Source organism: Microbacterium hydrocarbonoxydans (assembly GCF_011752045.1).
Classification (GTDB): Bacteria; Actinomycetota; Actinomycetes; order Actinomycetales; family Microbacteriaceae; genus Microbacterium.
This window is the reverse complement of the sequence record NZ_JAAKXW010000001.1, coordinates 925,626-951,902: the sequence shown is the minus strand read 5'-3', so window position 1 is coordinate 951,902 and position 26,277 is coordinate 925,626. Positions and strand designations below refer to the sequence as shown.

Here is a 26,277-nt window from a genome sequence, read left to right as displayed (position 1 = left end):
GACCCAAAAACAGGGAGAAGACATCTGTGGCCAATCCTCTTGAGAAGCTGCTGCGCGCCGGCGAGGGACGGGTCATCCGTCGCCTGAACCAGGTCGTGAAGGCCGTGAACGCGCTGGAAGAGGACTTCGCGAAGCTCACCGACGACGAGCTGCGCAACGAGACCGCCGAGCTGCGGGAGCGCTTCGACAAGGGCGAGACCCTCGACCAGCTGATGCCAGAGGCGTTCGCGGCCGTCCGCGAGGCCGGCAAGCGCACCCTTGGGATGCGCGCCTACGACGTGCAGATCATGGGCGGTGCGGCGCTTCACCTCGGGAACATCGCCGAGATGAAGACCGGTGAGGGCAAGACGCTCGTCGCCACCTTCCCTGCCTACCTCAACGCGATCGCAGGAAAGGGCGTGCACGTCATCACCGTGAACGACTTCCTCGCGTCCTACCAGGCGGAGCTCATGGGCCGCGTGTACCGCGCGCTGGGCATGACCACGGGCATCATCGTCTCCGGGCAGACGCCCGCCGTCCGCCGCGAGCAGTACGCGGCCGACATCACCTACGGCACGAACAACGAGTTCGGCTTCGACTACCTGCGCGACAACATGGCGTGGCGCAAGGAGGACCTCGTCCAGCGCGAGCACTTCTTCGCCATCGTCGACGAGGTCGACTCCATCCTCATCGACGAGGCCCGCACGCCGCTCATCATCTCCGGCCCGTCCTCGGGGGAGGCCAACCGCTGGTTCGCCGAGTTCGCGAAGATCGCGCGCACCCTGGAGGCGGGCGTCGACTACGAGGTCGACGAGAAGAAGCGCACCGTCGGCGTGCTCGAGCCCGGCATCGAGAAGGTCGAGGACTACCTCGGCATCGACAACCTGTACGAATCGGCGAACACCCCGCTGATCTCGTTCCTGAACAACTCGATCAAGGCGCTCGCGCTGTTCAAGAAGGACACCGACTACGTCGTCATGAACGACGAGGTCATGATCGTCGACGAGCACACCGGACGCATCCTGGTCGGGCGCCGGTACAACGAGGGCATCCACCAGGCCATCGAGGCCAAGGAGGGCGTCCCGGTGAAGGCCGAGAACCAGACCCTCGCCACCGTCACGCTGCAGAACTACTTCCGCCTCTACGAGAAGCTCGCCGGCATGACCGGCACCGCCGAGACCGAGGCCGCGGAGTTCATGTCCACCTACAAGCTCGGCGTGATCCCGATCCCGACGAACAAGCCGATGATCCGCAAGGACCAGGCCGACCTCGTGTACAAGAACGAGGCCGCGAAGTTCGCTCAGGTCGTCGAGGACATCGCCGAGCGCCACGCGTCCGGTCAGCCGGTGCTCGTGGGCACGGTGAGCGTGGAGAAGAGCGAGTACCTCTCGCGCCTCCTCGCGAAGAAGGGCGTCAAGCACGAGGTCTTGAACGCGAAGAACCACGCCCGCGAGGCCGAGATCGTCGCGCGCGCCGGAAGACTCGGCGCCGTCACCGTCGCCACCAACATGGCCGGTCGAGGCACCGACATCATGCTCGGCGGGAACGCCGAGTTCCTCGCGGTGCAGGAGCTCAAGTCCAAGGGGCTCGACCCGGTCGAGACCCCCGAGGAGTACGAGGTCGCCTGGGACGAGACGTACGAGGCGATGAAGCAGGTCGTCGCGGAGGAGGCCGAGAAGGTCATCGAGGCCGGCGGACTGTATGTGCTCGGCACCGAGCGCCACGAGTCCCGCCGCATCGACAACCAGCTCCGCGGGCGCTCCGGCCGTCAGGGAGACCCGGGCGAGAGCCGCTTCTACCTGAGCCTCACCGACGACCTCATGCGTCTGTTCCAGTCGGGGGCGGCGGAGGCGATCCTGTCGCGCACGAACTTCCCCGACGACGTCCCGATCGAGTCCGGCCTGGTCTCTCGCGCCATCCGCAGCGCGCAGGCGCAGGTCGAGTCGCGCAACGCGGAGATGCGGAAGAACGTCCTCAAGTACGACGACGTCCTCAACCGTCAGCGCGAGGCGATCTACGCCGACCGCCGGCACATCCTTCAGGGCGACGACATCGCAGACCGCGTGCAGCACTTCATCGAGGACGCCATCACCGGCGTGGTGAACGACCACACCGGCGAGGGGCACAACGAGAGCTGGGACTTCGACGCGCTGTGGACGGAGCTGAAGACGCTCTACCCGGTCGGCGTGACGATCGACGAGGTCGTCGCCGAGGCGCAGGCGCACGGGCGCAAGGGCGGGATCACCGCGGAGGGGCTCACCCGCGAGCTGCTCTCGGATGCGAAGATCGCCTACGAGAAGCGCGAGGAGTCCCTCGGCGAGGCGGCGACGCGCGAGCTCGAGCGCCGTGTCGTCCTCCAGGTGCTCGATCGCCGCTGGCGCGACCACCTCTACGAGATGGACTATCTCAAGGACGGCATCGGCCTGCGGGCGATGGCGCAGCGCGACCCTCTGATCGAGTACCAGCGCGAGGGCTACGCGATGTTCCAGTCCATGATGGGGCAGATCAAGGAGGAGTCGGTCGGCTACCTCTACAACCTCGAGGTCGAGGTCCGTCGTGCAGGCGACACGCAGGCGACCGAGGTCGAGGCCAAGGGCCTCGCCGACGGGGCGGGCGAGCAGCGCCTCGAGTACTCCGCTGCGAACGACGCGGGGGAGGTCGAGGTCCGCAACGATCGCGGCCAGGTGCAGCAGGCGGCGACGGATCGCCTCCGTCAGGCGGCAGCCCGCGCCGCTGCGGCCGGCCAGCCCGAGGCGGATGCTCCGCGCGGCGCCTTCGGCCAGAAGACGGATGCCGCCCCCGCAGGCAACCGCGAGCAGCGCCGGGCACAGGGCAAGAAGAAGTAGACGCAGTCGTGCGCCCGTTCTCTTCGGTGGTGTCCGTGCGCCCGGGGGAATCCACGTCCCCGGGCGCACGGAGTCTGTGTCACATGGATGCGAGGGTGAGCTCGTCCTTGGGCGTGAAGACCGCCTGATCCCTCGTGACGCGATCCTGGAACCACTTGGCCAGGAACAGCACCGCCACCATCAGGTAGGCGACCGCGAACATGACCTGCGAGTCCGCGAGCCCCATGCTGAGGTCGGCGACCCGAGGCACCGGTGCGTGGATGACGCCGAAGAACGCCACGATCGCGGCGATCGTCGCGACGACGCCGCCGCTGACCGCCCTGTTCCGGATGGCGAACACCGCGATCATCCCCCAGAGGAGGGAGGACAGCGGTGCGCCGTTGCCGAGCGTGCTGATTCCGCTGTAGTAGGTGCCGGCGGCGTTGAGCGCCTGGGCGCCCACCTCGCCGGCGTTGGTGCCCGCGGACTTCAGCACGTTGTTCACGAGGCTGTTCGCCCAGCTGGCGATCCACGGGAACAGCGCGATGAACACGACGGGGAGCTCCACCTTCGGCGTCTCCCGCACCGACTGGGCGGCGGTGACGACGCCGATGTAGATGAGGATCGGCGCGATCGCGGCCAGCGGGACGATCGACAGCAGCACGGCGCTGAGGCCGAACAGGCCGACGGCGAACATCGTGATGCCGTTGAGCATCGTGTATCCGATGCCGGCGCCCATCTCCTTGTAGGCCGTGTGGCCGATGTACACGGTCACCGGGTACGGGTTGCCCATGAGGGCGCCGATCATCGTGGCGGAGCCGTTGACGAGCATGACAGGGCGCGCCCGGTACGAGTCGCCGGCGGCCTCGGCGGCCTCGATGTTCTCCAGGTCGAACACGTAGTTCGCCAGCGCCAAGGGCACAGCCGACGCCAGGTACGGCGCCGAGTGACCGAGGCCCTCGAGGAAGTTGCCGACGGAGACCTGCGGCGGGTTGAAGCCCGCGTTCGCCAGCGCGGCCTGCACGGCCTCCGGGCTCTGCAGCCCGAAGGCCCATGCCGCGGCGCTGCCGATGACGAGCAGCAGCAGGCCGGTCGGGACCTTGCCCAGGAACGGCACGCGGCCGAACCAGTTCATGAACACCAGGACGAGCACCACGAAGGCGACGACCGGGAACTGGAAGCTCTGCAGCATCGGGTTCATCGCGAGCAGCAGCAGTCCGAGGCCGGCGAGGCACGCGAGCAGCACGGAGCGCGGCACGGTGCGGCGCAGGACGTCTCCGAAGAAGGAGCCGACGAACAGCATCAGGCCTTCGAGGAAGCCCCACACCAGACCGACGCCGACGGCGAGCTCGGCGTTCTCCGTGGTCGAGTACACCGGCAGGATGACGAGGAACGTCACCGTGAAAATCGACGGAGCACTGGGGCCGGAGGGGAGCGCGACGACGTCGCCGCGACCCTCCTTCGCAGCCAGGCGGCGGGCGAACCACACGTACATCGACGAGGTGATCAGGATCGCGAGGCCGAACGCCGGCGCGATGCGGCCGACCACGATCTCGGACGGGAGACCCGCCATCGTGAGCAGCGCCGTGAACGTGATGATGTTGGTGAGGTTGTTGGTGAACAGCGCGAAGAACGCGGCGATGTCGCCCTTCTTCCACCACTTCAGCTCGGTGCCCGCAGCGGCGGGCGCGACGGCGGTCATGCCTTCACCGTCTCGGCGAGGGCGCGGAGCGCCTGCTGGAAGGCCTCGACCGGCGGGTGCGTGATGCCCGCGCCGATCATGCCGATGCCCGGCTCCTTGTGGGCGATGGCGGTGTTGATGATCGGCAGGATGCCGGTCTCCATCACCTTGCGCACGTCGATCCCGCTGGGGACGCCCATGAAGTCGAGCGCCGGAATGGTGATGTTCGGGTTGTTGCCCGTGGTGATCGCGTTCATCGTGCGCGAGTATCCCATCGCCTCGTCGACCGTGCCGCCGACGAGCGCGACGATCGCGGGTGCCGCCGCCATCGCGAAGCCGCCGATGCCGAAGGTCTCGGTGATCGCGGAGTCGCCCATGTCGAGTCCGGAATCATCCGGGGTGTAGCCGGCGAACATCGGGCCGACCACCTGCTGCGCGGGTCCCGTGAACCACTGCCCGCCGGTGCCGGACACGCGGATGCCGAAGTCCACGCCGTTGCGCGCCATCGTGGTGACGATCGTCGAGTTCTCGATGCCGTTCGCGGCGTCCATGGACGCCTTCGCCGCGACCATCCAGGTCGGACCGGAGAAGTAGTCGGAGGAGGCGACGAAGTCGAACACCTCCCGCTTCTCCTTGGTGGAGAAGTCGGTCTCGAGGATGTACGGCGCCAGCGCCTGGATGAGAAGGGTGGTGCCGGCCACGTTGCGGTTGTGCGCCTCGTCGCCCATGTGCAGAGCCTGCGAGAGCATGAGCCTCAGGTCGAGGCCGTCCTCGTTCAGCGCCATGGCCGCCGAGAGCACCGGACCGAAGACGTCGCGCATCCAGTTCAGGCGGTCGATGACCGACTGGTCGTTCGCGCCGAAGCGGAGGATCTTCGAGAGCTGCTCGGACAGGTTCGTGAACGCGGTGTTCCCGTGCGTGCGGTTGGTGACCTTGTGCACCCACATGCTCGCACTGGTGACGCCTGCCATCGAGCCGACCGACTGGTGCTCGTGGCAGGGCGAGAAGGTGATCTCACCGGAGGCGGCGAGCTCGAAGGCCTCATCGAGGTCCTTCGCCAGGCCCTCGAAGACCAGGGCGCCGGTGACGGCGCCCTTCATCGGGCCGGACATCCGGGTGAACTCGATCGGGGGACCGGCGTGCAGGATCGTCTTCTCGGTCATGCCGGGGACCGTGTCCAGCGCCTGGCCGAAGCCCTCGAGGAAGGGCTGGGCGGAGAGGATGCGGTCGAGGGCCACCTGGTTCGCGGCGTCGATCTTCTCCGCGACCGCCGGGTCTTCGAGGCGGCTCAGCGCGGCGATGACCTCGGGGTCCCCGCCGCCCGGCGGGGTCCAGTCCATCAGCACCGGCTGCACGCCCTGGGCCTGCAGGTCCTCGGCGAACATGTCCAGGCCGAGGTTGACCGGCTTCAGGCCGGTCGAGAACAGCTCGTTGACACTCATCAGTTGTCACCCTTCGCGACGAATTCGCGGGCCAGCAGCCCGAGGTTGGTGGAGGAGGAGGCGATGGTCACGCCGGCGGCCTCGAGCTGCGCCACCTGGGCGTCGAACGAGGGGGTGTCGATGTCGGTGCCCAGCACGTAGCCGAGGATCTCCAGGTGCTGACCGCGTGCGGCGGCCTTCTCCTTCGCCTCGGTGATCGCCGGGATCGTGACGCCCACCGGGTCCTCGTGGGCGCCGAAGCCCAGCACGAAGTCCATGGCGATCACGCCGACCTCGGGGTCGTCGGCCTCCTGCACGAGGCGCTGCAGCCGCAGCGAAGGGTCGATCATCGGGTGCGGACGGCCGTTGGTGAAGTCGTCGTCGCCCATGTCGAGGAAGGTGTGCTCGCGGGAGGCATCCGTGGCGCCGATGCGGCGGGCCGGGTCCTTCTGGATGTTGGAGTACACGTTGTCGTACTTGTCCAGCGCCGCGAACATGGCCTCGTCGCACAGGGTGCCGCCGCAGAAGAGCCCGCGGACGTACTTCTGCTCGGGAGCGAGCTTGGCGCGCACCTCCTCGATGAGCGGGATGTTCAGCGGGTGCTTGTCGAGCGTCGACTCGTCGATGCCGGAGGCGACGACGGCGGCGATGGCGAGCGGCTTGGTGCCCTTCACCATCGTCACGTTGTCGTAGCCGGAGTCGGTGCGATCGGAACCGAGGAAGGTGACGAACACGGGCTTCGACGCGGCGCCGGCCACGGCGAGGACCTTCTCCGCGACATCCTCCGCCGGGGGCTTGGAGACGATCACGATGACAGAGGTCTCCGGGTCGGCGTCGAGGGCGTTGATGCCGTCGATCATCGAGATGCCGCCGATCTCGGTGGACAGGTCGCGACCACCGGTGCCGATCAGCTGCGAGACGCCGCCGCCGAAGTCGTGGATGCGGACCGATACCTCCTGGCTGCCGGTGCCGGAGGCGCCGACGATGCCGATGCTGCCGCGGCGGACCGCGTTCGAGAACGCCAGGCCGACCCCGTTGATGATCGCGGTGCCGCAGTCGGGACCCATCACGAGGAGGCCCTTCTCATGCGCGAGCTGCTTCAGCGCGAGCTCGTCCTCGACCGCCACGTTGTCGGAGAAGATCATCACGTGCTTGCCGGCGTTGAGAGCCTTGCGGGCCTCCCGTGCGGCGAAGGCGCCGTTGACCGAGATCAGCACCAGGTTGGCGTCGGGGGCGTTCTCGAAGGCTCCGTCCAGGGTCCGGTAGCGGATCTCCGTCGCGCCGGTGGCGCCCTTGTCCTTGCGGGCGAGGATGTCGTTCACGGCCTGGATCGCCGCGTCGATGCTCTCGTCGTCGGCGTCGATGACGATCATGAGGTCGCTGGGTCTGGCATCGTCGATCGCGGCGTCGTTCACGCCGACGCTCTGGAGCACCTCCTTGTTCATCGGCGTCGCCATGCCGAGCAGAGCCTGGGTGACGCCCTCGACGGCGTTGGCCTTGGTGCTCATGGACATGAGCGACACGGAGTCGAGGTACGTGTTCTTCCTGATTTCGATGCGCCTTGTCATCGTGGTCCTTTCGGGGGAGGTCTCAGGCCTGGTGGCTCTCGAGGATGCGGACGATCTCGTCGTAGCCGCGCTGACGGGCGAGCTCTGCGGGGGAGACGCCCCAGGGGTCGGGCATTCCGGGCTTCGCGCCGTGGGCGAGCAGGAGCTCGACGATCTCCTGGCGAACCGGGCCGCCGTCGCCGAGGATGATCGTCTCGATCAGGGCCGTCCAGCCGAGGTTGTTCGTGAGGTTGACGTTGATGCGGGTGTTCTCCAGCAGATAGCGCACGACCTCCAGGTGACCCTTCTCGGCCGCCGGGGTCAGTCCGTTGCCGCCCATCCGGGTGAGGCGCTTCAGGTCGGCCCCGGCCTCGGCCATGGTCTTCACGAGCTCGAGGTCGTCGTTGATGCAGCCGTAGAGGAACGGGTTCGAGCACGTCTGGTCCTGCGCGTCGATGTCGACGCCCTCGGCGATCAGCGCGCGGACGACGTCGAGATGGCCCGCGCGGGCGGCGTGCAGGATCGCCGTCGCCTCCTCGCGGTCCACCGCGTTCCTGTCTGCGCCCTCGGCGAGGGCGGCGCGCACGCCGTCCAGATCGCCGGCTGCTGCGGCGGCGAGGTATCGCTCGTCTGCTGTGGTCATCGGATTGACTCCTTCTTTCGTGAGGACTGTTCGAGGTCGTGAGAGTGCGTGGCCGCGGAGATCCGCGCTGCGGCTTCGAGCTCGAGCGCGAGACGGATGCCGGTGAGGAGATCCGCACCGGAGCTGTGCCCGATGGCGAGGATCCGGCCGGCGGCGTCGTGGAGCGCCGCCGAGTCGGGTGCCGCGAGTGCGTGGACGAGATCGTGCATGCTCTGCCGGCCCCGGGCGGCGAGGGCGGCGCGGATGGTCGTCGCGCTGAGCAGCGTGGTCCGCTCCGCGTTCAGGTCCACGGCGCCGGCGAGGCCGGGGATGATCCGGTTCAGAACCATCCCCGGCTGCGCGGCGAGGAACGCGAGGCCGGTGAGGACGTCGTCTCCGGAGGGGGTGAGCCCCTCGCCGAGGCCGACGAGCCTGCTCACCGCTGCGGCGAGGGCGGCGTCGGAACCCGAAGCGGCGAGGGCGCCGGTCACGGCGGCGCGGAGGCCTTCGACGCCGTGGGCGAGAAGCGCCGCACTGGCGCGGCCGAACGGCGTCTGCGGCGCGGCGCCGTGGAAGAGGGAGAGCGTTCCGTGCGCCGCGACGAGCTGCGCGACGTCGAGCGCCGCCGGGTCGGCTCCGGTGGGGGTCCATCGTCGCTCGGGAGGGAGGAGGATGCTCACCGCGTCCGCAGCTGCCCCGATCCGGATCTCGCCGGGGCGGAGGGCCGCGGGGACGCCTTCGGCAAGCGCGAGCTGCGACCACTCCGCGACGGGGAGGCGGACGGTCCAGGGGGCGTCGTCGAGCTCGTCGGACACGACGCCGACGAGCAGGTCTCCGAACCGGAGGTTCGCGGCGCGGGCATGGACGGAGTGCACGGCCCCGTGGAGGGCGCCGGACGACCCGTCGGCGGAGGTCGCCGAAGGGTGGCCTGCCGTGCCTGAGAGCGTCTCCTCAAGCGCAGCATCCCAGGTCGTCGCCGTCGTGGCGATGAGGGTTGCGACGGGGGTCATCGTCTTCTCTCCGAGGGCCTGAGCATCCGGGTCGCATGCTCAGCTTTCTTTCCTGCCTACACGGTATACCATTACTCTCGTTGGCATACCATTTTTGTGAGTCTGGCTGGCCCGCGGGACTGACACCCACCCCCCCAAGGAGAACCTGATGCGCGTCGTAGTGGCACTCGGAGGCAACGCTCTCGCCCGTCGTGGCGAGCCGATGACCGCGGAATTCCTGCGCTCGAACGTCAAGTCCACGTGCGAGGCGCTCGCCAAGCTCGGCCGTGACAACGAGATGGTGATCACGCACGGCAACGGTCCGCAGGTGGGCCTCCTCGCTCTGCAGAATCTCGCGTACCAGGATGTCGCGGCCTACCCGCTCGACATCCTCGGGGCGGAGACGCAGGGCATGATCGGGTATGTCGTGCAGCAGGAGCTGTCGAACGCCCTCGGGGGCGAGCGCGAGGTCGCCGCGATCATCACCACCACCGTGGTCGACGAGTCGGACCCGGCATTCGACCGCCCCACGAAGCTCATCGGTCCGCAGTACTCCGCGCACGACGCCGCCGAGGCCGCCGCCGAGTACCGGTGGACGATCGCGAAGGACGGCAACGCCTTCCGCCGCGTCGTCCCCTCGCCGAACCCGCTGTCGATCGTGCAGGCGCCGCTGATCCGCCGTCTTCTCGAGGCCGGGAGCCTCTGCGTCTGCGTCGGCGGCGGCGGCGTGCCCGTGCGCGAGGACTCGAAGGGCCGCCACGTCGGCGTCCAGGCCGTGGTCGACAAGGACCTCGCCAGTGCCGCGCTCGCCGCCGACATCGGTGCCGACACCCTGATCATGCTCACCGACGGCGACTACGTCAGCGAGAACTGGGGCACCCCGGAGCAGCGCGACATCCACACCGCCTCGGCGGATGCCGTCGCGGCGATGAAGTTCGCCGAAGGCTCCATGCAGCCGAAGATCGATGCGGCGATCCGCGTCGCCCGCGCCGGCGGCCGTGCGCTGATCGGGCCGCTCGACCGCCTGGACGACCTCCTCGCGCGGAAGATCGGCACCGAGATCGTCCCGACCCTCGACGAGGGCATCCGCTGGGTCGAGAAGGCTCCCGCCAAGAAGGGCTGATCATCGCGCGAAGGGGGCGTGCGAGGATAGTGCTGTGAGCAGCAGATCTGAAGAGCGCGTGCTGGAGTCCACGCGGGCGGCCGACTGGCTGCGCGATGCGATCCTCGACGGCACCCGCGAGGCCGGTAGCCGACTCATCGAGCGCGATCTCGCGACGGAGTTCGGTGTCAGCCGGGTGCCGGTGCGCGACGCGCTGAAGCTCCTCGAGGCCGAGGGCCTGGTCGAGCTCCGTCCTCGGACCTGGGCGATCGTCCGGGAGTTCACCCCCAACGACCTCGCCGACCTCGACGAGGTCAGGCAGGTGCTCGAGCCGATGGCGTTCCGTCTCGCCGCGGAACGCCATCGGCGAGACGGCCTCGACCGGCTGCGCGCCGCCCTCGAGGACGAGCAGGAGAGCGCGCGCACGGCGAACAGCCGCGTGTCCCGCCGCGCCGCCGCCGACTTCCACGAGATCGTCGTCGAGCTCGCCGACAACAAGCTCCTCGGCGAGCTGATGAACGGCATCCGCAGCCGGATGCGCTGGGCGCTCGCCCAGCATGACGACCTCCAGCACATCGCGGAGGAGCACGTCGCCCTGTACGAGGCGATCCGCGACCGTGACGGCGACCGTGCCAGCGCGCTCGCCTACGCGCACGTCGACAGCAGCCGCCGGGAGCGGATCGCGCATGCGGAAGCGCTGCGCACCGGAACCGTGCCGGTGGTTCGCGCGGACTGACGGCCGCCCGCCGACCGGTATTCTTGGCGGATGACCCCATCGCGCCACTTCGACCAGTCGTCGAAGCTCAAGAACGTCCTGTACGAGATCCGTGGGAACACGCTCGTAGAGGCGGCGCGGCTGGAGGCGGAGGGGCACCGGATCCTCAAGCTGAACACCGGAAACCCCGCGATCTTCGGGTTCGAGGCGCCGTACCAGATCGTGCGCGACATGCTGGAGGCGCTGCCGACCTCGCACGGCTACAGCGACAGCAAGGGCATCCTCTCGGCGCGCCGCGCCGTCGTCAGCCGGTACGAGGAGATCGAGGACTTCCCGCTCTTCGACCCCGAGGACGTGTTCCTCGGCAACGGCGTCTCCGAGCTCATCACGATGACGATGCAGGCCCTCCTCGACGAAGGCGACGAGGTCCTCATCCCCGCTCCGGACTATCCGCTCTGGACGGCCATGACCAGCCTCGCCGGCGGCACCCCGGTGCACTACCTGTGCGACGAGGAGGACGGCTGGCAGCCCTCCCTGGAGGACATCCGCTCGAAGATCACGCCCCGCACCAAGGCGCTCGTGATCATCAACCCGAACAACCCGACCGGCGTCGTGTACTCGAGGGAGATCCTCGAGGGTCTCGTGCAGATCGCGCGCGAGCACGAGCTCCTGCTGCTCTCGGACGAGATCTACGACCGGATCCTCTTCGACGACGCCGTGCACATCCCGACGGCGACGCTCGCGCCCGACCTCCTCTGCCTGACCTTCAACGGTCTGTCCAAGACCTACCGTGTCGCCGGCTATCGTTCCGGATGGCTGGTCATCACCGGTCCGCAGGCGCACGCGAAGGGCTTCCTCGAGGGCATCAACCTCCTGGCCTCGACCCGGCTGTGCCCGAACGTCCCCGCGCAGCACGCCCTGCAGGCCGCGCTGTCCGGTGTGCAGTCGATCGACGCCCTCATCGCTCCGACCGGTCGTCTGCACGAGCAGCGCGACATCTCCTGGCAGGGGCTGGAAGCCATCCCGGGGGTCTCCTGCGTGAAGCCGCAGGGCGCGCTCTACGCCTTCCCCCGGCTCGACCCGAACGTGCACGAGATCAGGGATGACGCGAAGCTCGTCTACGACCTGCTCGTCGCCGAGCACATCCTGCTCGTCCAGGGGACCGGCTTCAACTGGCCGACTCCCGACCACCTGCGCCTGGTCACGCTCCCCGAGCCGCGCGTGCTGGCAGAGGCCGTCGAGCGCCTCGGGAACTTCCTGTCGAGCTACCGGCAGTAGCCGGCTCCGCCGCCGGTGCGACCGTCCGCGCCAGGCGTCGCACCGCAGCGACGAGCGGGGAGCGCGGTGTGACGTCGGCCATCGGTCGCGCGTGCAGCAGCGCGGCGTCCGCGGCGCGCTGATCGAGCGGGAGGAAGGCGACGTCGGTGATGCCCGCGAAGCGCTCCAGCGTGCGGCGGATCTGGCCGCGGGCGTCGATGCCGAGCGGTCCCGGCCGCACCTGGTTCACCACGACGGTCACCGGAGTCGCACCGCACAGGCGGCGCAGCTCGGCGTGGTCGCGCAGGAAGCGGCTGATGCCCAGCGGATCGGCCGCGGCGACGGCGACGATCGCGTCGGCCTCGCGGAGCGTCGCGGCGGTGGCCGCATGCCGGCGCGGGCCGGCGAGATCGAAGGTGGCCTCGTCGTCGGCGTCGAAGGCGGCCGCGACGTCGACGACGGTCTCCTCGGCCCAGCCCCTGCAGGCCTGGAGCGTCATGCGCAGCCGCGATTCGGAGAGCTCCGGCCAGCGGCTGGGGCGGTTCAGCCCGCCGAGGACCTCGATCTCGCCGGCCGAGGTCTGGAGGACGGCGGCGAGACGGGTGAGCTCTGCGTCGTCGAGGGCGCCGAGCTCCGCCCGGCGGCAGGCCGCGGCGATCCCCGGAGCGTCATCGCCGAGTCCCAGCAGCAGCGCGATCGAGGGGGCCACCGTGTCCGCGTCGACGAGCGCGGTGCGCCGGCCGGCGCGGGCGAGCTCGACGGAGAGCTGGATGGCGAGCGTGGATCGTCCGGGGCTGCCCTGCGGCCCCCAGACAGCGGTCACCCGGTTGGCGGGACCGGTCGGACGCTCTGCGGTGGCGGGCGACTCGGCGGCGAGGGCGGCGGCGACCTCCCAGCCGGCGACGTCTGCGGGGAGCGCGGCGGGCAGTCCGAACCGCGCCGGCAGGCGGCTGTCGCCTTCGCCCACCGCCAGGATCCGCACCCCGGCCCGGTCGCACGCGGCGACCAGCGCCGGGGTGAGCACATCCCGGGTGGCCGGCACGAGAAGCGCCTCGGTCTCGGGCGGCAGCGGGAGGATGCCGGCGGGGGACGTCACCCTGACCACGCGCACACCCTCGAGATCCAGTTCGGCGGCGAGGGCGCTCGCCCGCGGCTCCGCCACCGCCACGACGACCGCGGTCACGATCCCGATCCGACCGGGACGACGGAGAGGACCGAGCCGCCGGTGATCGCGGAGAGCACATCGGCGACGTCGGCGCGGTCGATCACGACCTCCACGGCCGTTCCGGCCGAGGCGAGCATGCTGTCGGACTCGAGCACGGCCGCGATGCTCGCATCCGCGACGAGGATGCGCGGCGCGTCGAGAGTGCGGCCGTCCTCCAGCGGCGGCGCGTGCCACAGCTCGACGACCGTGCCAGGGGACACGCCGGCGGGGATGCCGGTGCTGCTCTCGACGACGATGGTCGTCGACCTGCTGTCGTCCGCATCGGCGGCGGCCGAGGCAGGCATCAGCTCGCCCTCGGCGACGGTGCGCGCGGCGACCTGGCCCGGCTCGAGATCCTGAGGCGCGAGATAGTCCGCGGTGAGGGCTCCGAGCCCCACCTCGACGACCTGGAAGTCGCCGGAGACCAGAGCCTCGCCCTGGACGATCGTGCGGTTCGCCTGGAGCACCGGGGTCGTCCTGCCCGCCGAGGACACGACCAGCCAGACTCCGGCGATCGACAGGATGACGAGCACGACGCCGATGAGGAAGCGGATGTCGCCCCAGAACGCGCGGCGGGGGCGGGGGAGGGAGGTCATGCCGCCATCGTCACAGAAATCCGGGCGGGGCCTCCCGAGTTATCCACAGGTCATACTCGTGAGCGGCAGGATGGTCCCGCCGGTGGAGAATGGACGCATGCCCGATTCGCCCGCATCCGCTCCGCGGTTCCTCGCGCCCGCGCAGGTCGCCGAGCTGCTCAGCATCGAGGTGGACGAGGTCATCGCCCTGGTCTACGAGGGCCGGCTCCGCGGATCGCAGCTGGGGTCGCCGGCGCGATGGCGGGTGGAGGAATCGAGTCTCACCGAGTACCTCGCCGAGCAGTCCGAGGAGGCAAGGCGCATGGCCCTGTGGCGGCAGTCGAACGAGGCGAGCTTCCCCGAGGTCTGGGGGACCTCCCGGCCTCAGGGGAGCTGAGCGACCGAAGCCTGTACCGACGCGACGGCGGCGAAGGGGATGATCCGGAAGCCGTGCACGGCGTCCGCGCGCCGGGCGTCGCCCGGATCGTGCAGGGCGATGTCCAGGTGATCGGCGCCGGCACGGTCGATCGTGCCGTGCAGGTCATCGCCGTCGACGGTCGTCAGCCGGACGGCCACCCGTCTCCGGGCGAGGTCGCGCAGCACGAATCCGAGGGTCATCCGCTCTCGGAGCGATGGCGGCTCGTCCCCGGTGTCGTCGAGGCTGCCCAGCAGCGCGCCGTGGTCGACGGCGATGCCGTGGATCGCGTGCAGGGGGAGGAGGCGGACGGCTCGACCGGCCGCTGCGCCGTCGTCCGGCGCGCCGAGGACGGCGACCCAGTCGGCGCCCAGGGACTGCAGCCGCGCACGGAACCGGCCCGGACCCGCCAGATCGATCGTCGCAGAGGCTCCGCCGGCGCACAGCACCCTCAGACGGCTCCGGAGGTCGAGCCGGGAGATGCGCAGGCGCTCGGACTCGGCGTCCAGAGCGGCGCGCTCGGCCTCCCATTCGGAGGCGAGCTGCCCTTCGAGGTCTTCGAACAGTCGATCCCAGTGCACCCGACCGAGCGTAGGCGACCGGCCGGGTGCGGCGTACGAGTTATCCACAATTGTCCGATCCGGACCGCGTCCGTCGATCGAGCCATGCTCTACTGGCCGCAGTCTTCACCGATGGAGAGTGCCGCAGATGACGCTTCACGAGTACTTCGCACCGCAGCCGACGCCCCGGGCAGAGCTTCCGGACCCGGCCCCGCTGCTGCGCAGCCTCACGCAGGGCGTCCTCGAAGTGCTCGCCGGCGTGCGGGAGGTCGACCAGCTGGCCCGCTGGTTCAGCGAGGACGCATACCGCAACCTCGTGACCAGGGCGAATCTCTCCGCACGGGCTCGCAGCGCCAGGGGTGTCCCGCCGGCGCGCCCGACGTTCGAGATCCGCTCGATCCGGGTCTCGGAGCCCGTCGACGGCGTCGTCGAGGCCGTCGTCGTTGTCGCGGGCCCCGGTCGCACGCGCGCCGTCGCGATCCGCCTGGAGGGCCTGGACCGGCGCTGGCGCGCCTCGTCGCTCGCGGTGCTGTAGCCTCGCGGGCCCGGCATCTCCGCCCCAGTAGGCTGGGGGAGTGTCAACCCTCAGTGATCTCGCCCATGCCCAGGGCCGCCTGACCGACAGTGACGTCGAATGGCTCCATCGTCTCGCCGGAGACGGCCAGCTCCTCGCCGATCTCGCCTCCGCGGACATCGTCGTCTGGATCCAGACCGATGACGGCTCCTTCATCGCCGTGACCCACGCCCGGCCCAGCGGGGCAGCGACGCTCTTCTATCGAGACATCGTCGGCGAGCGGGTACGGCCCCAGTGGCGCACACAGGTGCAGGGCGCCTTCGAGTCGGGTGAGATCGTCGACTCCTCCTCGCCGGACTGGTTCGAGGAGACGCCGACGCGGGTGCGCGCCGTGCCGATCGTGAACGATCGCCGCACGAGCGAACAGCGGCCGTCCGTGATCGGGGTCGTCACGCGGCACACGAACCTCGGGGAGGCGCGCACGCCCTCACGCCAGCAGATCACCTTCGACGAGTGCGCGAACGACCTGTTCCGGATGATCGCAGAGGGCAGCTTCCCCGACCTGGCGGCTCCGACCTCACCGCGGCGAGGCGCGCCGCGCGCCTCCGACGGCCTCATCCGGATCGACGTCGACGGCATCACCACCTTCGCGAGCCCGAACGCGCTGTCGGCCTTCAACCGCATGGGCTTCGAGGACGAGCTCGAGGGGGAGTCCCTCGCCGAGGTGACCACCCGTCTCGTCCCGCCGTCGCGCCAGGTCGACGAGTCGCTGCCGGTCGTCGTCACGGGACGCGCCCCCTGGCGCACGGACATCGAGGCGCGCGGAGTCACGGTGTCGCTGCGGGCGATCCCGCTGAAGGACCACGGCACCCGCATCGGCGCGATCGTGCTCTGCCGTGACGTGTCGGAGCTGCGCCACCAGGAGCAGGAGCTCATCACCAAGGACGCCACGATCCGCGAGATCCACCACCGGGTGAAGAACAACCTGCAGACGGTGGCATCGCTCCTGCGCATCCAGGCCCGCCGCACCCACTCCGACGAGGCGCGCGACGCCCTCACCCAGGCCATGCGCCGGGTCGACTCGATCGCGGTCGTGCACGACACGCTCGCGCAGGGCCTCACGCAGAAGGTCGACTTCGACGAGGTGTTCCACCGCGTCCTCAAACTCGTCGCCGAGGTGGCCTCTGCCCCGAACACCCGCGCCAAGACGCAGTCCACCGGCCGCTTCGGCGTGCTGCCCAGCGAATACGCGACGCCGCTGGCGCTGGCGCTCACCGAGGTCGTCACCAACGCGGTGGAGCACGGGCTCGCCGGGCAGGAGGGCCTGGTCACCATCGATGCGGCGCGCACCGAGGAGAACCTGCGCGTCACGGTCCACGACACGGGTCTCGGCCTCCCCGAGGGCCGCATCGGCCAGGGCCTGGGCACGCAGATCATCCGCACGCTGATCCAGGGCGAGCTCGGCGGCACCATCGAGTGGCGCGGCAGCGAGGGCGAGGGGACGGAAGTGGTCATCGACATCCCGCTGCGCTGGCTGAAGAAGTAGCCGGACACGGAAGCGGCCCCCGAGACGTCGTCTCGGGGGCCGCTCTCTCGTCGCTCAGGAAGCGCGGCGGGCGCGCGCGGCGCGGCGCTTGAGGGCGCGGCGCTCGTCCTCGGAGAGACCGCCCCAGACACCCGAGTCCTGGCTGGTCTCCAGGGCGTACTGCAGGCAGATCTCGGTCACCGTGCAGGTGGCGCAGACGGTCTTCGCCTTCTCGATCTGATCGACGGCGGGGCCGGTGTTCCCGACGGGGAAGAACAGCTCGGGGTCGACGGTCAGGCAGGCGGCCTTGTCGCGCCAGTCCATGGGGGCTCCTCGGTGTGGATTTCAAGAGATGTCGCAGCGCGACGACTCGGATTCGGGCGGCAGATCGGGGTTCAGCTACCCTGTTCAGGTGCGGACGGGTGTCCGCTGTTTGTGATGCGAGCGCGATGCCCGCCCCACGCCGCTGTGGGAGCACATGACTTTGTCTATTCTGTTACATGCAGGTTACGAAATCAAGGGTTTCCGTGCCTCTCATCCGATTCTCAGGAGACATCGTGCGCGCACCCCGACTCGCCCTGGCCGCGGCGGCCGTCCTCGCCGCAGAGGCGGTGGCGCTGGCCGTCTTCGCGCTGATCGAGCTCGTCGGACTCGGCGCCGGCGACGCGGCATCCCTGCCCACCGCGCTGGCGCTGATCGTGCTCACCCTGCTGGGCGCCGTGGCGCTCGCGGCGTTCGCGTTCGGGACGCGCGCCGGCCGCTCCTGGGCGCGCTCCGGCGGAGTGGTGTTCCAGGTGCTCGCCGTGGCCCTGGCCCTCGCCGCGCTCACGCTGCAGCCCGTGCCGTGGGTGTTCGTCGTCGCGGTGGGCCTGCCGGGGCTGGTGGCATTCGGGCTGCTGATCGCCAGCGCGCGCGCCGAGGCGGCCCCCCGCGCAGACTGACGCGGAGCGGGGCGGCGGGCGTCAGGCGTCGATGCCGAGCAGCCTGCGCAGGCGTGCGACGTGCCCGGTGGCCTTCACGTTGTACAGCGCCAGGGTGATGACGCCGTCCTCGTCGAGCACGAAGGTCGAGCGGATGACTCCCTCGATGACCTTGCCGTAGTTCATCTTCTCTCCCCACGCGCCGTAGGCGGCGTGCACCGCGTGGTCGGGGTCGCTGAGCAGGGTGAAGGTGAGCCCGTCGCGCGCGCGGAACTCGGCCAGCTTCTCGGGGGTGTCACGGGAGATGCCGACGACGCGGTACCCGGCGCCCTGCAGGGAGGAGATGCTGTCGCGGAAGTCGCACGCCTGCGTCGTGCACCCGGGGGTCATCGCGGCCGGATAGAAGTAGAGGACCGTCTTCTGCCCGCGGAGGTCGGCGAGGCGGACGGCGCGGCCGTCCTGGTCGAGGAGGGAGAAGTCGGGGGCTGCGGTTCCGGTTTCGAGGCGCTCAGTCACCCGGCAAGCCTACCGGCCCGGGGTCTGCTCGGCCTTGTCCGCGAAGGTCTGCAGCAGGCGCTGCAGGGAGTCCAGCCGTGCGCGGCCCGTCTCTCCGAGCTCTCCGTCCACCGCCGCCTCGATGAGGGCGCAGTCCGGAGCGTCCGCGAGGTGCGTGCAGCCGCGAGGGCAGTTCTCGGCGATCTCCGCGAGCTCGGTGAAGGCGGCGAGGATGTTCGCCGGGTCGACGTGCCCGAGCCCGAAGGAGCGCACTCCCGGGGTGTCGATGACCCATCCGGTGCCCTCGGCACCCTGGTAGCGCAGCGACACCGTCGACGAGGACGTGTGGCGTCCGCGGCCGGTCACCTGGTTCACGTGACCGGTGGCGCGCCCTGCGGAGGGGACGAGTGCGTTGACGAGGGTCGACTTGCCCACGCCGGAGTGCCCCACGAACACGGTGGAGTGCCCGATGAGCGCCGCGCCGATCTCGTCGACCGGCATCACCTCCCGGGCGCTCTTGAACACCCGGAGCTCTTCGAGGCCGTCGAAGTGGGAGAGGAACGGGGCCGGGTCGGCGAGGTCGGTCTTGGTCACGACGAGGAGCGGGCGGATGCCGGCGTCCAGCGCCGCGACGAGATAGCGGTCGACCAGGCGGGCCCGCGGCTCGGGGTCGGCGGCCGCCACGACGATCAGCATCTGATCGGCGTTGGCGACGATGACCCTCTCGACCTGGTCGGTGTCGTCCGCGCTGCGGCGCAGCAGGGAGGTGCGCTCCACGATGCCGACGATCCGGGCGAGGGTCCCCTCGGTGCCAGACGTGTCCCCGACGACGCGTGCCTGGTCGCCGGTGACGATCGGCATCCGGCGCAGTTCGCGGGCCCTGGTGGCGGTGATGGTGCGCTCTTCTGCGGTGTCCTCTCCGAGAAGCACGGAATAGCGCCCGCGGTCGACGCCGAGGACGCGGCCGATCTGCGCGTCCTCGTGGGCGGGGCGGCGCTTGGTCCGCGGTCGGTTCGCCTTGGGGTTCGGCCGGCTGCGGATGCTGCTCTCGTCGTACTCCTCGAAGTCGTCGTCGAGGTCGTCGTCGCCGCCGAGCCAGCTCACGCGGAGTCGCCCCGCAGCATCCGCTCCCAGAGGAGGGTGAACTCGGGCAGCGTCTTGGCTGTGGTGCCGATGTCGTCGATCTCGACGCCCGGTACCCGGAGGCCGATCAGCGCACCCGTGGTCGCCATGCGGTGGTCGTGGTGCGCGGCCCAGGATCCGCCGGTGAGCGGGCGCGGGATGATGCGCAGTCCGTCGGAGAGCTCCTCGGCCTCGCCGCCGAGCGCGCGGATGTTGCCGACGAGGGCCGCGATCCGGTCGGTCTCGTGCAGGCGGATGTGCCCGATGCCCCGGATCGTGGTCGGCGACTCGGCGAACGCGGCGAGGCCGACCAGGGTCGGCGTGAGCTCGCTCGCGGCCGACAGATCGAGGTCGAGACCGCGGATGCCTGCGCCGGCGCGCACCGTGAGGGTGCCGCTGTGGCGGCCGACGTGCGCGCCCATCGCCTGGAGGATCTCCGGCAGCAGGTGGCCGGGCTGAGTGGAGTGCACCGGCCACCCGGTGACGGACACGGAGCCTCCGGTGACCAGCGCGGCGGCGAGGAACGGCGCGGCGTTGGAGAGGTCGGGTTCGATCGCGATCTCCTTGGCGCGCGGCACGCCCGCCTCGACGAGCCACTCGCCGACGCCGGGGCGCTCGATGCGGATGCCGCGGCGGCTGAGCGCCTCGATGGTCATGTCGATGTGCGGCAGGCTCGGCAGGTGCGTGCCCGTGTGCACGAGGTGCAGGCCGACGTCGAAGCGCGGGGCGGCCAGCAGGAGTCCGGAGACGAACTGGCTGGAGGCGGAGGCGTCGATCTCGATCCGGCCCCCGCGGATGCGGCCGTGGCCGCGGATCGTGAACGGCAGAGCCCAGGTGCCCTCGTCGTCGATGTCGACGCCGAGATCACGCAGCGCGCTGATCAGCCCGCCCATGGGTCGGTGCAGCGCCGTCTCGTGCGCGGTCAGGTGCACGTCGTGCTGCGAGAGTCCGGCGAGCGGGGCGATGAACCGCATCACGGTGCCGGCCTGACCGCAGTCGACCGTGGTGCCGCCGAGGAGCTTCGCCGGCGTCACCACGAGGTCGGGGCCGAACTCGCCGTCGCCGTCGACCTCCTCGATGCCGACGCCGAGGGCGCGCAGGGCGTCGACCATGCGGCGGGAATCGTCGGAGTGCAGCGGGGCGATCAGCCGGCCGGGGCCGTCGGCGATCGCGGCGATGATGAGCTCGCGATTCGTCAGCGACTTGGAGCCGGGGATCGTGACGGTGGCGTGCACGGCCCCGGAGGCGGTGGGCGCGGTGTAGGCGCCCTGGACAGGGGAGGGGGAATACCTGTTGACGCTCATCGGTTTCCACCTTAGTAAAGACGAGCGGTCCGCCGACCGAAAAGGCGCGGCCGCACCCCCGAGGAGAGAGCATGCTCGCCACGCTGGAACGCGAGGCTGTGGACCTCAGCGGCCTAGACTGGCCGGTGATGGATGACACCGTAACCGCAGACACGGTCAGCGACCCTCGACGCGAGTTCGAGGAGCAGGCGATCCCGTTCATGGATCAGCTCTACGCCGCCGCCATGCGCATGACCCGCAACCCTGCCGACGCCGCGGACCTCGTGCAGGAGACGTTCGTGAAGGCGTACGGCTCCTGGGCGACGTTCTCGCAGGGCACGAACCTCAAGGCGTGGCTCTACCGGATCCTCACCAACACCTACATCAACATCTATCGCAAGAAGCAGCGCGAGCCCTTCCAGGGCACGATCGACGAGCTCGAGGACTGGCAGCTGGGCGGCGCGGAGTCGACCACGGCCTCGCACAGCCGCTCGGCCGAGGCGGAGGCGATCGATCGGATGCCGGCATCCGTCGTGAAGGACGCCCTGCAGGCCGTTCCGGAGGACTTCCGCCTGGCGGTGTACCTCGCCGACGTCGAGGGATTCGCCTACCAGGAGATCGCCGACATCATGAAGACGCCCATCGGCACCGTGATGAGCCGCCTGCACCGTGGCAGGCGGATGCTGCGGGAGCTGTTGGCAGACTACGCCGCCGAGCGGGGCATCGCCGCGGCAGAACCAGGGAGCAGGAAATGAGCGACTGCGGCTGCGCCAAGGCCCGTCAGGATCTGGAGGAATACCTCCGCAACGAGGTCTGCAAGACCGAGCACACCGAGATCCGCGAGCATCTGGAGAACTGCCCGTCGTGCCGTGACGAGGCGCTCGTGGCGAAGACCCTCACCGAGGTCGTCGCGCGTGCCTGCAAGGAGACGGCTCCGGAGGAGCTCCGCGACCAGGTGTTCGCGCGCCTGCGCCAGGTGCAGGCCGCCCAGCACTGAGCACATCGCGGGGGCGCTCGCGCCACGGGGACGTCCGCCGTCTGATTAGGGTGGGGGCATGACCTTCATCGATGCCAGGGATGTCTCCGCCGACCCGACCTCCGCGACGAGACTCGCCGATGACGGGCTGGAGTACCGGGTCGTCGACGTCGCGGACGCGACCCGCGCCACGGCGTTCCAGCGGGCGGTGTCGCGCGGCTTCCTCGGCGCTGAGCCGACTGCGGAGGCCGTGGAGCACGGTCGCGCCCCCTTCGAGGCGCGCCGCAACGTCGGCGTCTACGAGGCCGGTGCGGCCGCCGAGGCCCTTCCGGTGGCGACGACGAACTCCTGGGTCACGCCGCTGACCGTTCCGGGCGGCGCCGAGATCGGGATGTGGGCGATCAGCGTGGTCACCGTCGCTGCGACCCACCGCCGTCGCGGCATCGCGCGGGCGCTCCTCGAGGGTGAGCTCCGTGCGGCAGCTGAGGCGGGCGTGCCGATGGCCGGTCTCACGGTCTCGGAGGCCACGATCTACGGGCGCTACGGCTTCGGGCCGGCCGTCCCGGTGACGCGTCTCGCGATCGACACGCGTCGCGCGGGCTGGTCGGGCCCGTCGCCCGACGGCCGCGTCGAGTTCGTCGCGAAGGAGGAGCTCGCGGCCGATCTCGGCACTGTGCACGAGCGCGTCCGGCGCACGCGCCCGGGCCAGATTCCCGGCTGGACGGGGAGATGGCAGGGCTTCGCCGGCCTCTCGCCGTCCGACGCCGACCGGGACCGGGTGCGCGGCGTCCGCTATCTCGACCAGGCGGGGGAGCTCCGCGGCGCGCTCGCCTACACGCTCAGCGAGAAGGACGGCACCTTCCGATTCGGAATGCACATCCGCATGCTGGTGGCGGAGACGTCCGACGCGCTCGCCGCTCTGTGGCGCTTCGCCCTGCAGCACGACCTCGTGGACGAGGTCGACGCAGGGCTCCGGGCGCTCGACGATCCGCTGCCGTGGCTGGTCGCCGACCCGCGCGGCGTGACGAAGACCGAGCACGACCACGGCTGGCTCCGGATCCTCGATGTGCCCGCCGCGCTCGTCGCGCGCCGCTACGCGGCGCCGCTCGATCTCGTGATCCGGGTGAGCGACCCGCTGGGGTTCGCGGCCGGGGACTGGAGGCTGCGTGTCGACGGCACCGGGGCTGCGACGGCGGAGCGGGCAACCGGTGCGGAGCCGGACGTGCTGCTCGGCGTCGCCGACCTGTCCAGCCTCTACCTGGGCGGCGTCAGGGCGGCGACGCTGCACGCAGCCGGGCGCATCGGCGCGGATGCGGCGACCGTCGACGCGCTCGACCGCGCCTTCGCGTCGTACCCGGTCCCGTCGCTCGACATCTGGTACTGACGCGCAGTCGCAGACCTGTCCGAGAAGCGTCGGACATTGGCGGTCGGGGCCCTGACAGGGTGCCGGCGGCATGCCGCAGTATGAGCGGGTGACTGCGACGACGACCCGGCCGGTGCGGGGCCTCGGCCTGCTGCAGGGCGTGGCGCTGTACCTCGCCTCCGTGCTCGGCACCGGGCTGCTGGTGCTCCCCGGTCTTGCGGCGCGCGCTGCCGGTCCGGCGAGCCTCGTCTCCGTCGCGGCGGTCACGCTGCTCGCCATCCCGCTGGCGTCGACGTTCGCGATCCTCGCCGCCCGGTATCCGGATGCGGGCGGTGTGGCGAGCTACGTCCGCAGGGCTCTCGGCGACACCGCGGCGAGGGCCGCCGGCTACTGGTTCCTCTTCGGCGTCTCCGCCGGCGGTCCGGTCGTCGCGATGCTCGGCGCGCAGTACACGGCCGCCGTGCTCGGCATCGCCAGAGCCGCAGTGCCCGCGCTGGCCCTCGCCTTCTTCATCGCGCCGCTCGGGGTGAACATGTTCGGCGTCCGCGTCGCGGGGTGGCTTCAGCTGGTGCTCACGGGGCTCCTGCTCGTCGTCGTCGTCGTCGTGGTGGTCGCGCTGGCGGCCCCGGCCGTGGAGATCGACAGCTTCACGCCGTTCCTCCCGTACGGATGGGGCGGTGTCGGGACCGCCGTCGTGATGTTCGTGTGGGCGTTCGCAGGCTGGGAGGTAGGCACGCACATCTCCGGCGAGTTCGCGCATCCGCGGCGGGTCATCCCTATCGCCACCGCTATCACGCTCGTGCTCTCCGGGGCGGCCTATCTCGCCCTGCAGATCGTCACGGTCGGGGCGCTGGGGGAGCAGGCAGGAGAAGGTGACGTGGTGCTGCTCGACCTCGCCGCCCGTGGGGCGCCCGGCGCTGCGCCCGCGATGATCGGCGCCGTCGCGGCGATCGTCGCCGTCGGGGTGCTCAACGTCTACCTCGGGGCGTTCGGCAAGCTCGGCGCCTCGCTCGCGGCCGCCGGCGACCTCCCCGCGTGGTTCGCGCGCGGGGCGAGGAGCGGGGAGGTGCCGCGCCGGGCGCTCCTGCTCACGGCCTCCGTCGCGTCGGCCTACTTCCTCGTCCTGTTCCTCACCGGGATGGACCTCCAGCCGTTCATCCTCGTGCACACGGCGAGCATGGTCGCGATCTACGCGCTCGGGATGGTCGCCGCCATCCGCATCCTAGACCGGGGCACCCTCGGCTGGTGGACGGCCATCGTGGCGGCGGTCCTCTGCGCGGGGCTGCTCCTGCTCGCGGCATCCGCCCTCCTCGTCGCCGCCCTGCTCGCCGCTGCAGCCGTGCTCGTCACGGTCGCGCGCCGTATCAGGAAAAGATTCTTTACAAAATAATTGGAAAGGTCTTTACCGGAAAGAACCTTTACTATAACCTCGCTTCGAGGCGGACCCCGTCCGTCCTTGCTCGACCAAAGCAACGAAGCCCTTGAGACGAGGTTCCCCATGCACGACAACCACTGGAGGAAGGCCCTTCCTCTCGTCGCCGGCGCCGCCGCGCTCGCACTGACCCTGGGCGGCTGCACCCCCGCGCCCGCCGCGTCCGGAGCGGACCGCCCGCTGCGGATCTGGTCGGGATCGATGACCCCCATCGCCAACAACTTCAACCCGTTCGCCGTCGACACCGCCACACACCTGACCTTCGGCGCGATCTACGAGCCCCTGTTCTTCTTCAACCAGCTCTCGTCCGACGAGCCGGTGGGACTCATCGGCGACGCCTACGAGTTCAGCGAGGACGGCACCGTCCTCACCATCAGGATCAAGCCGGACCTCAAATGGAGCGACGACAAGGACCTCACCGCCGAGGACGTCGCGTTCAGCCTCGGCTACGGATCGAACCTCGATCCTGACATGCTGTCGGCGGAGGCGACCGACGCCACCACCGTCGTCGTCACCTACTCGACCCCCAAGTTCACCGCAGCGTCGCTCATCCTCGGGTCGACCTGGATCGTGCCCGAGCACGTCTGGGAGGGGATCGAGGACTACATGTCGGAGACGAACCCGAACCCGGTCGGCTCCGGTCCTTACAAGCTCAAGGCGTTCACCGACGCCGCGTACACCCTCGAGGCGAACCCGCTGTTCCGCGAGGGCGAGCCGGACGTCAAGGAGGTCCAGGACGTCGGCATCGACTCGAACCAGTCCTCCGAGGACCTGCTGAAGACAGGCAAGCTCGACTGGGTCGGCCAGTTCATCGCCAACCCGGACGGCGTCACCGCGAACGGCCGGATCAGCACGATGAACCAGCAGCAGGACCCGACGGTCATCATGACCTGCGCCGATGCGACTCTCGGCTGCGAGGGAGCGCAGACGGATCCGGCGGTGCGGCAGGCCCTCAACCTCGCCATCGACCGCGGCGCGATCAGCGACAAGGCCTTCGCCGGTCTCTCCGGCGAGGCGTCGCCGAGCTTCGCGCTCCTGCCGCGCGACGAGAAGTGGCTGGCGGATCCGGAACTCGCGACGAGCCCGCAGGAGGCGGATGCCGAGGCGGCGGCCGCGGTCCTCGAGGCCGCGGGCTACACGAAGGACGGCGAGGGCTTCTACGGAAAGGACGGCGTCGCCATCGAGCTCGACCTGTTCTCGCCCGACGGATGGACCGACTACAACGATGCGGCGAAGCTCATCAGCGCCCAGGCCGCGGAGGCCGGCATCCGCGTGAACGCCCGCACCGTGTCCGAGGCCGAGTACTGGACGCCGGTCTCGAACGGCGAGTTCCAGCTGGCCCTCTACGGCCTCACGCAGTCCCTCGTCGCCGATCCGTTCTCGAACTACGACCAGTACTTCGCGACGGCCGCGACGGCGAAGGTGGGCGAGATGCCCAGCAGCGGACAGAACTACGCCCGGTACACGAATCCGGTGGTCGACGAGGCGGTCGCGGCCGCCGGCGCCACGCAGGACGAGGCGATCAAGAAGGACGCCTACGCGACCATCCAGGGCGAGATCGCCCGCGATCTGCCCTACATCCCCGTCGTGCTGAACGCATCCCAGTCGTTCTTCAACACCGCGGACTTCACCGGCTGGCCCACCGAGGACGACATGTACGCGGCCCCGCTGCCGTACCTGTCCACCGCCTCCGCGGTCATCCTGACGCATCTGCGTCCCGCGAAGTAGGGGGACCGCGCCCATGGTTCGAGCCGC

General features: G+C 70.2%; 25 protein-coding genes. 13 read left to right on the top strand and 12 right to left on the bottom strand.

The window, feature by feature from the left end:
• Positions 1-26: 26 nt before the first annotated feature.
• Positions 27-2,825: a preprotein translocase subunit SecA gene (gene secA / locus G6G98_RS04515; RefSeq protein WP_164233571.1), complete on the top strand. Its 2,799-nt coding sequence runs from the start codon at positions 27-29 to the stop codon at positions 2,823-2,825.
• Between the two features lie 79 nt (positions 2,826-2,904).
• Here the strand turns inward: secA and G6G98_RS04510 are convergent, their stop codons facing one another.
• The 5 genes from G6G98_RS04510 to G6G98_RS04490 are packed head-to-tail and all read right to left on the bottom strand — an operon-like array spanning position 2,905 to position 9,085.
• Positions 2,905-4,506: a xanthine permease gene (locus tag G6G98_RS04510; RefSeq protein WP_164233573.1), complete on the bottom strand. Its 1,602-nt coding sequence runs from the start codon at positions 4,504-4,506 to the stop codon at positions 2,905-2,907.
• On the bottom strand, positions 4,503-5,927 hold the full coding sequence (locus tag G6G98_RS04505) for a DUF1116 domain-containing protein (protein WP_067350689.1): 1,425 nt from the start codon (positions 5,925-5,927) through the stop codon (positions 4,503-4,505). Before G6G98_RS04505 ends, G6G98_RS04510 begins: the two co-directional genes overlap by 4 nt.
• Positions 5,927-7,474 (bottom strand): acyl-CoA synthetase FdrA, encoded by a 1,548-nt coding sequence (gene fdrA / locus G6G98_RS04500; RefSeq protein ID WP_164233575.1) that lies wholly within the window; start codon positions 7,472-7,474, stop codon positions 5,927-5,929. The genes G6G98_RS04505 and fdrA overlap by 1 nt, the downstream gene beginning before the upstream one ends.
• A 22-nt stretch (positions 7,475-7,496) precedes the next feature.
• The gene (locus G6G98_RS04495) at positions 7,497-8,096 is read right to left on the bottom strand and encodes an ankyrin repeat domain-containing protein (protein WP_164233577.1); all 600 of its coding nucleotides are present in this window, start codon (positions 8,094-8,096) and stop codon (positions 7,497-7,499) included.
• Positions 8,093-9,085 carry a DUF2877 domain-containing protein gene (locus tag G6G98_RS04490; protein ID WP_164233579.1) on the bottom strand — a complete coding sequence of 331 codons (993 nt, stop codon included), beginning with the start codon at positions 9,083-9,085 and terminating at the stop codon, positions 8,093-8,095. Before G6G98_RS04490 ends, G6G98_RS04495 begins: the two co-directional genes overlap by 4 nt.
• Positions 9,086-9,233: 148 nt before the next feature.
• Between G6G98_RS04490 and G6G98_RS04485 the strand changes: the two genes are divergently transcribed.
• The 3 genes from G6G98_RS04485 to G6G98_RS04475 are packed head-to-tail and all read left to right on the top strand — an operon-like array spanning position 9,234 to position 12,159.
• The gene (locus G6G98_RS04485) at positions 9,234-10,187 is read left to right on the top strand and encodes a carbamate kinase (RefSeq protein ID WP_164233581.1); all 954 of its coding nucleotides are present in this window, start codon (positions 9,234-9,236) and stop codon (positions 10,185-10,187) included.
• Positions 10,188-10,221: 34 nt separating this feature from the next.
• Positions 10,222-10,902: a GntR family transcriptional regulator gene (locus tag G6G98_RS04480; protein WP_067350708.1), complete on the top strand. Its 681-nt coding sequence runs from the start codon at positions 10,222-10,224 to the stop codon at positions 10,900-10,902.
• Between the two features lie 30 nt (positions 10,903-10,932).
• Complete coding sequence (locus tag G6G98_RS04475; RefSeq protein ID WP_067350711.1) at positions 10,933-12,159, top strand: pyridoxal phosphate-dependent aminotransferase; 1,227 nt, start codon at positions 10,933-10,935, stop codon at positions 12,157-12,159.
• On the opposite strand, the gene G6G98_RS04470 is transcribed toward G6G98_RS04475, so the two are convergent.
• Positions 12,083-13,321, bottom strand: coding sequence for an AAA family ATPase (locus G6G98_RS04470; RefSeq protein WP_164233583.1), 1,239 nt, complete (start codon positions 13,319-13,321; stop codon positions 12,083-12,085). The genes G6G98_RS04475 and G6G98_RS04470 overlap by 77 nt on opposite strands.
• Positions 13,318-13,938: an SAF domain-containing protein gene (locus G6G98_RS04465; RefSeq protein ID WP_164233585.1), complete on the bottom strand. Its 621-nt coding sequence runs from the start codon at positions 13,936-13,938 to the stop codon at positions 13,318-13,320. Before G6G98_RS04465 ends, G6G98_RS04470 begins: the two co-directional genes overlap by 4 nt.
• A 97-nt stretch (positions 13,939-14,035) precedes the next feature.
• On the opposite strand from G6G98_RS04465, the gene G6G98_RS04460 reads away from it, so the two are divergent.
• Positions 14,036-14,314, top strand: coding sequence for a helix-turn-helix domain-containing protein (locus G6G98_RS04460; RefSeq protein ID WP_067350722.1), 279 nt, complete (start codon positions 14,036-14,038; stop codon positions 14,312-14,314).
• Here G6G98_RS04460 and G6G98_RS04455 read toward each other — a convergent pair.
• Positions 14,302-14,913 carry a hypothetical protein gene (locus G6G98_RS04455; RefSeq protein WP_164233586.1) on the bottom strand — a complete coding sequence of 204 codons (612 nt, stop codon included), beginning with the start codon at positions 14,911-14,913 and terminating at the stop codon, positions 14,302-14,304. The genes G6G98_RS04460 and G6G98_RS04455 overlap by 13 nt on opposite strands.
• A gap of 127 nt (positions 14,914-15,040) precedes the next feature.
• Here G6G98_RS04455 and G6G98_RS17270 point away from each other — a divergent pair, with 127 nt between their 5' ends.
• Positions 15,041-15,427, top strand: a complete 387-nt coding sequence (locus G6G98_RS17270; protein WP_164233589.1) for an Rv3235 family protein — start codon at positions 15,041-15,043, stop codon at positions 15,425-15,427.
• A 40-nt stretch (positions 15,428-15,467) separates the two neighbouring features.
• The gene (locus G6G98_RS04445; RefSeq protein ID WP_067350734.1) at positions 15,468-16,952 is read left to right on the top strand and encodes a sensor histidine kinase; all 1,485 of its coding nucleotides are present in this window, start codon (positions 15,468-15,470) and stop codon (positions 16,950-16,952) included.
• A 54-nt stretch (positions 16,953-17,006) separates the two neighbouring features.
• On the opposite strand, the gene G6G98_RS04440 is transcribed toward G6G98_RS04445, so the two are convergent.
• Positions 17,007-17,255: a WhiB family transcriptional regulator gene (locus G6G98_RS04440; protein WP_017203224.1), complete on the bottom strand. Its 249-nt coding sequence runs from the start codon at positions 17,253-17,255 to the stop codon at positions 17,007-17,009.
• Between the two features lie 233 nt (positions 17,256-17,488).
• Between G6G98_RS04440 and G6G98_RS04435 the strand changes: the two genes are divergently transcribed.
• Positions 17,489-17,872, top strand: a complete 384-nt coding sequence (locus tag G6G98_RS04435; RefSeq protein ID WP_067350737.1) for a hypothetical protein — start codon at positions 17,489-17,491, stop codon at positions 17,870-17,872.
• Positions 17,873-17,893: 21 nt separating this feature from the next.
• Here the strand turns inward: G6G98_RS04435 and bcp are convergent, their stop codons facing one another.
• Genes bcp through aroA form a run of 3 tightly spaced genes read right to left on the bottom strand, consistent with a single transcriptional unit; the run spans position 17,894 to position 20,772 of the window.
• Positions 17,894-18,367 carry a thioredoxin-dependent thiol peroxidase gene (bcp, locus tag G6G98_RS04430; RefSeq protein ID WP_164233591.1) on the bottom strand — a complete coding sequence of 158 codons (474 nt, stop codon included), beginning with the start codon at positions 18,365-18,367 and terminating at the stop codon, positions 17,894-17,896.
• A 9-nt stretch (positions 18,368-18,376) separates the two neighbouring features.
• A complete protein-coding gene (rsgA, locus tag G6G98_RS04425) occupies positions 18,377-19,450 on the bottom strand; it encodes a ribosome small subunit-dependent GTPase A (protein WP_164233593.1) in 1,074 nt (357 codons plus the stop codon).
• Positions 19,447-20,772 carry a 3-phosphoshikimate 1-carboxyvinyltransferase gene (gene aroA, locus G6G98_RS04420; protein WP_067350748.1) on the bottom strand — a complete coding sequence of 442 codons (1,326 nt, stop codon included), beginning with the start codon at positions 20,770-20,772 and terminating at the stop codon, positions 19,447-19,449. The genes rsgA and aroA overlap by 4 nt, the downstream gene beginning before the upstream one ends.
• Before the next feature lie 71 nt (positions 20,773-20,843).
• Here aroA and G6G98_RS04415 point away from each other — a divergent pair, with 71 nt between their 5' ends.
• From G6G98_RS04415 to G6G98_RS04395, 5 genes are all read left to right on the top strand, one after another.
• Positions 20,844-21,506: a sigma-70 family RNA polymerase sigma factor gene (locus tag G6G98_RS04415; RefSeq protein WP_067350751.1), complete on the top strand. Its 663-nt coding sequence runs from the start codon at positions 20,844-20,846 to the stop codon at positions 21,504-21,506.
• Positions 21,503-21,748: a zf-HC2 domain-containing protein gene (locus G6G98_RS04410; RefSeq protein ID WP_067350753.1), complete on the top strand. Its 246-nt coding sequence runs from the start codon at positions 21,503-21,505 to the stop codon at positions 21,746-21,748. The genes G6G98_RS04415 and G6G98_RS04410 overlap by 4 nt, the downstream gene beginning before the upstream one ends.
• A gap of 58 nt (positions 21,749-21,806) precedes the next feature.
• Positions 21,807-23,111 (top strand): GNAT family N-acetyltransferase, encoded by a 1,305-nt coding sequence (locus G6G98_RS04405; protein ID WP_164233596.1) that lies wholly within the window; start codon positions 21,807-21,809, stop codon positions 23,109-23,111.
• 88 nt (positions 23,112-23,199) lie between these two features.
• Entirely contained in the window at positions 23,200-24,480 is a 1,281-nt protein-coding gene (locus tag G6G98_RS04400; RefSeq protein ID WP_243841999.1) for an APC family permease, read from the top strand.
• Between the two features lie 108 nt (positions 24,481-24,588).
• On the top strand, positions 24,589-26,250 hold the full coding sequence (locus G6G98_RS04395; protein ID WP_164233600.1) for an ABC transporter substrate-binding protein: 1,662 nt from the start codon (positions 24,589-24,591) through the stop codon (positions 26,248-26,250).
• Positions 26,251-26,277 lie beyond the last annotated feature (27 nt).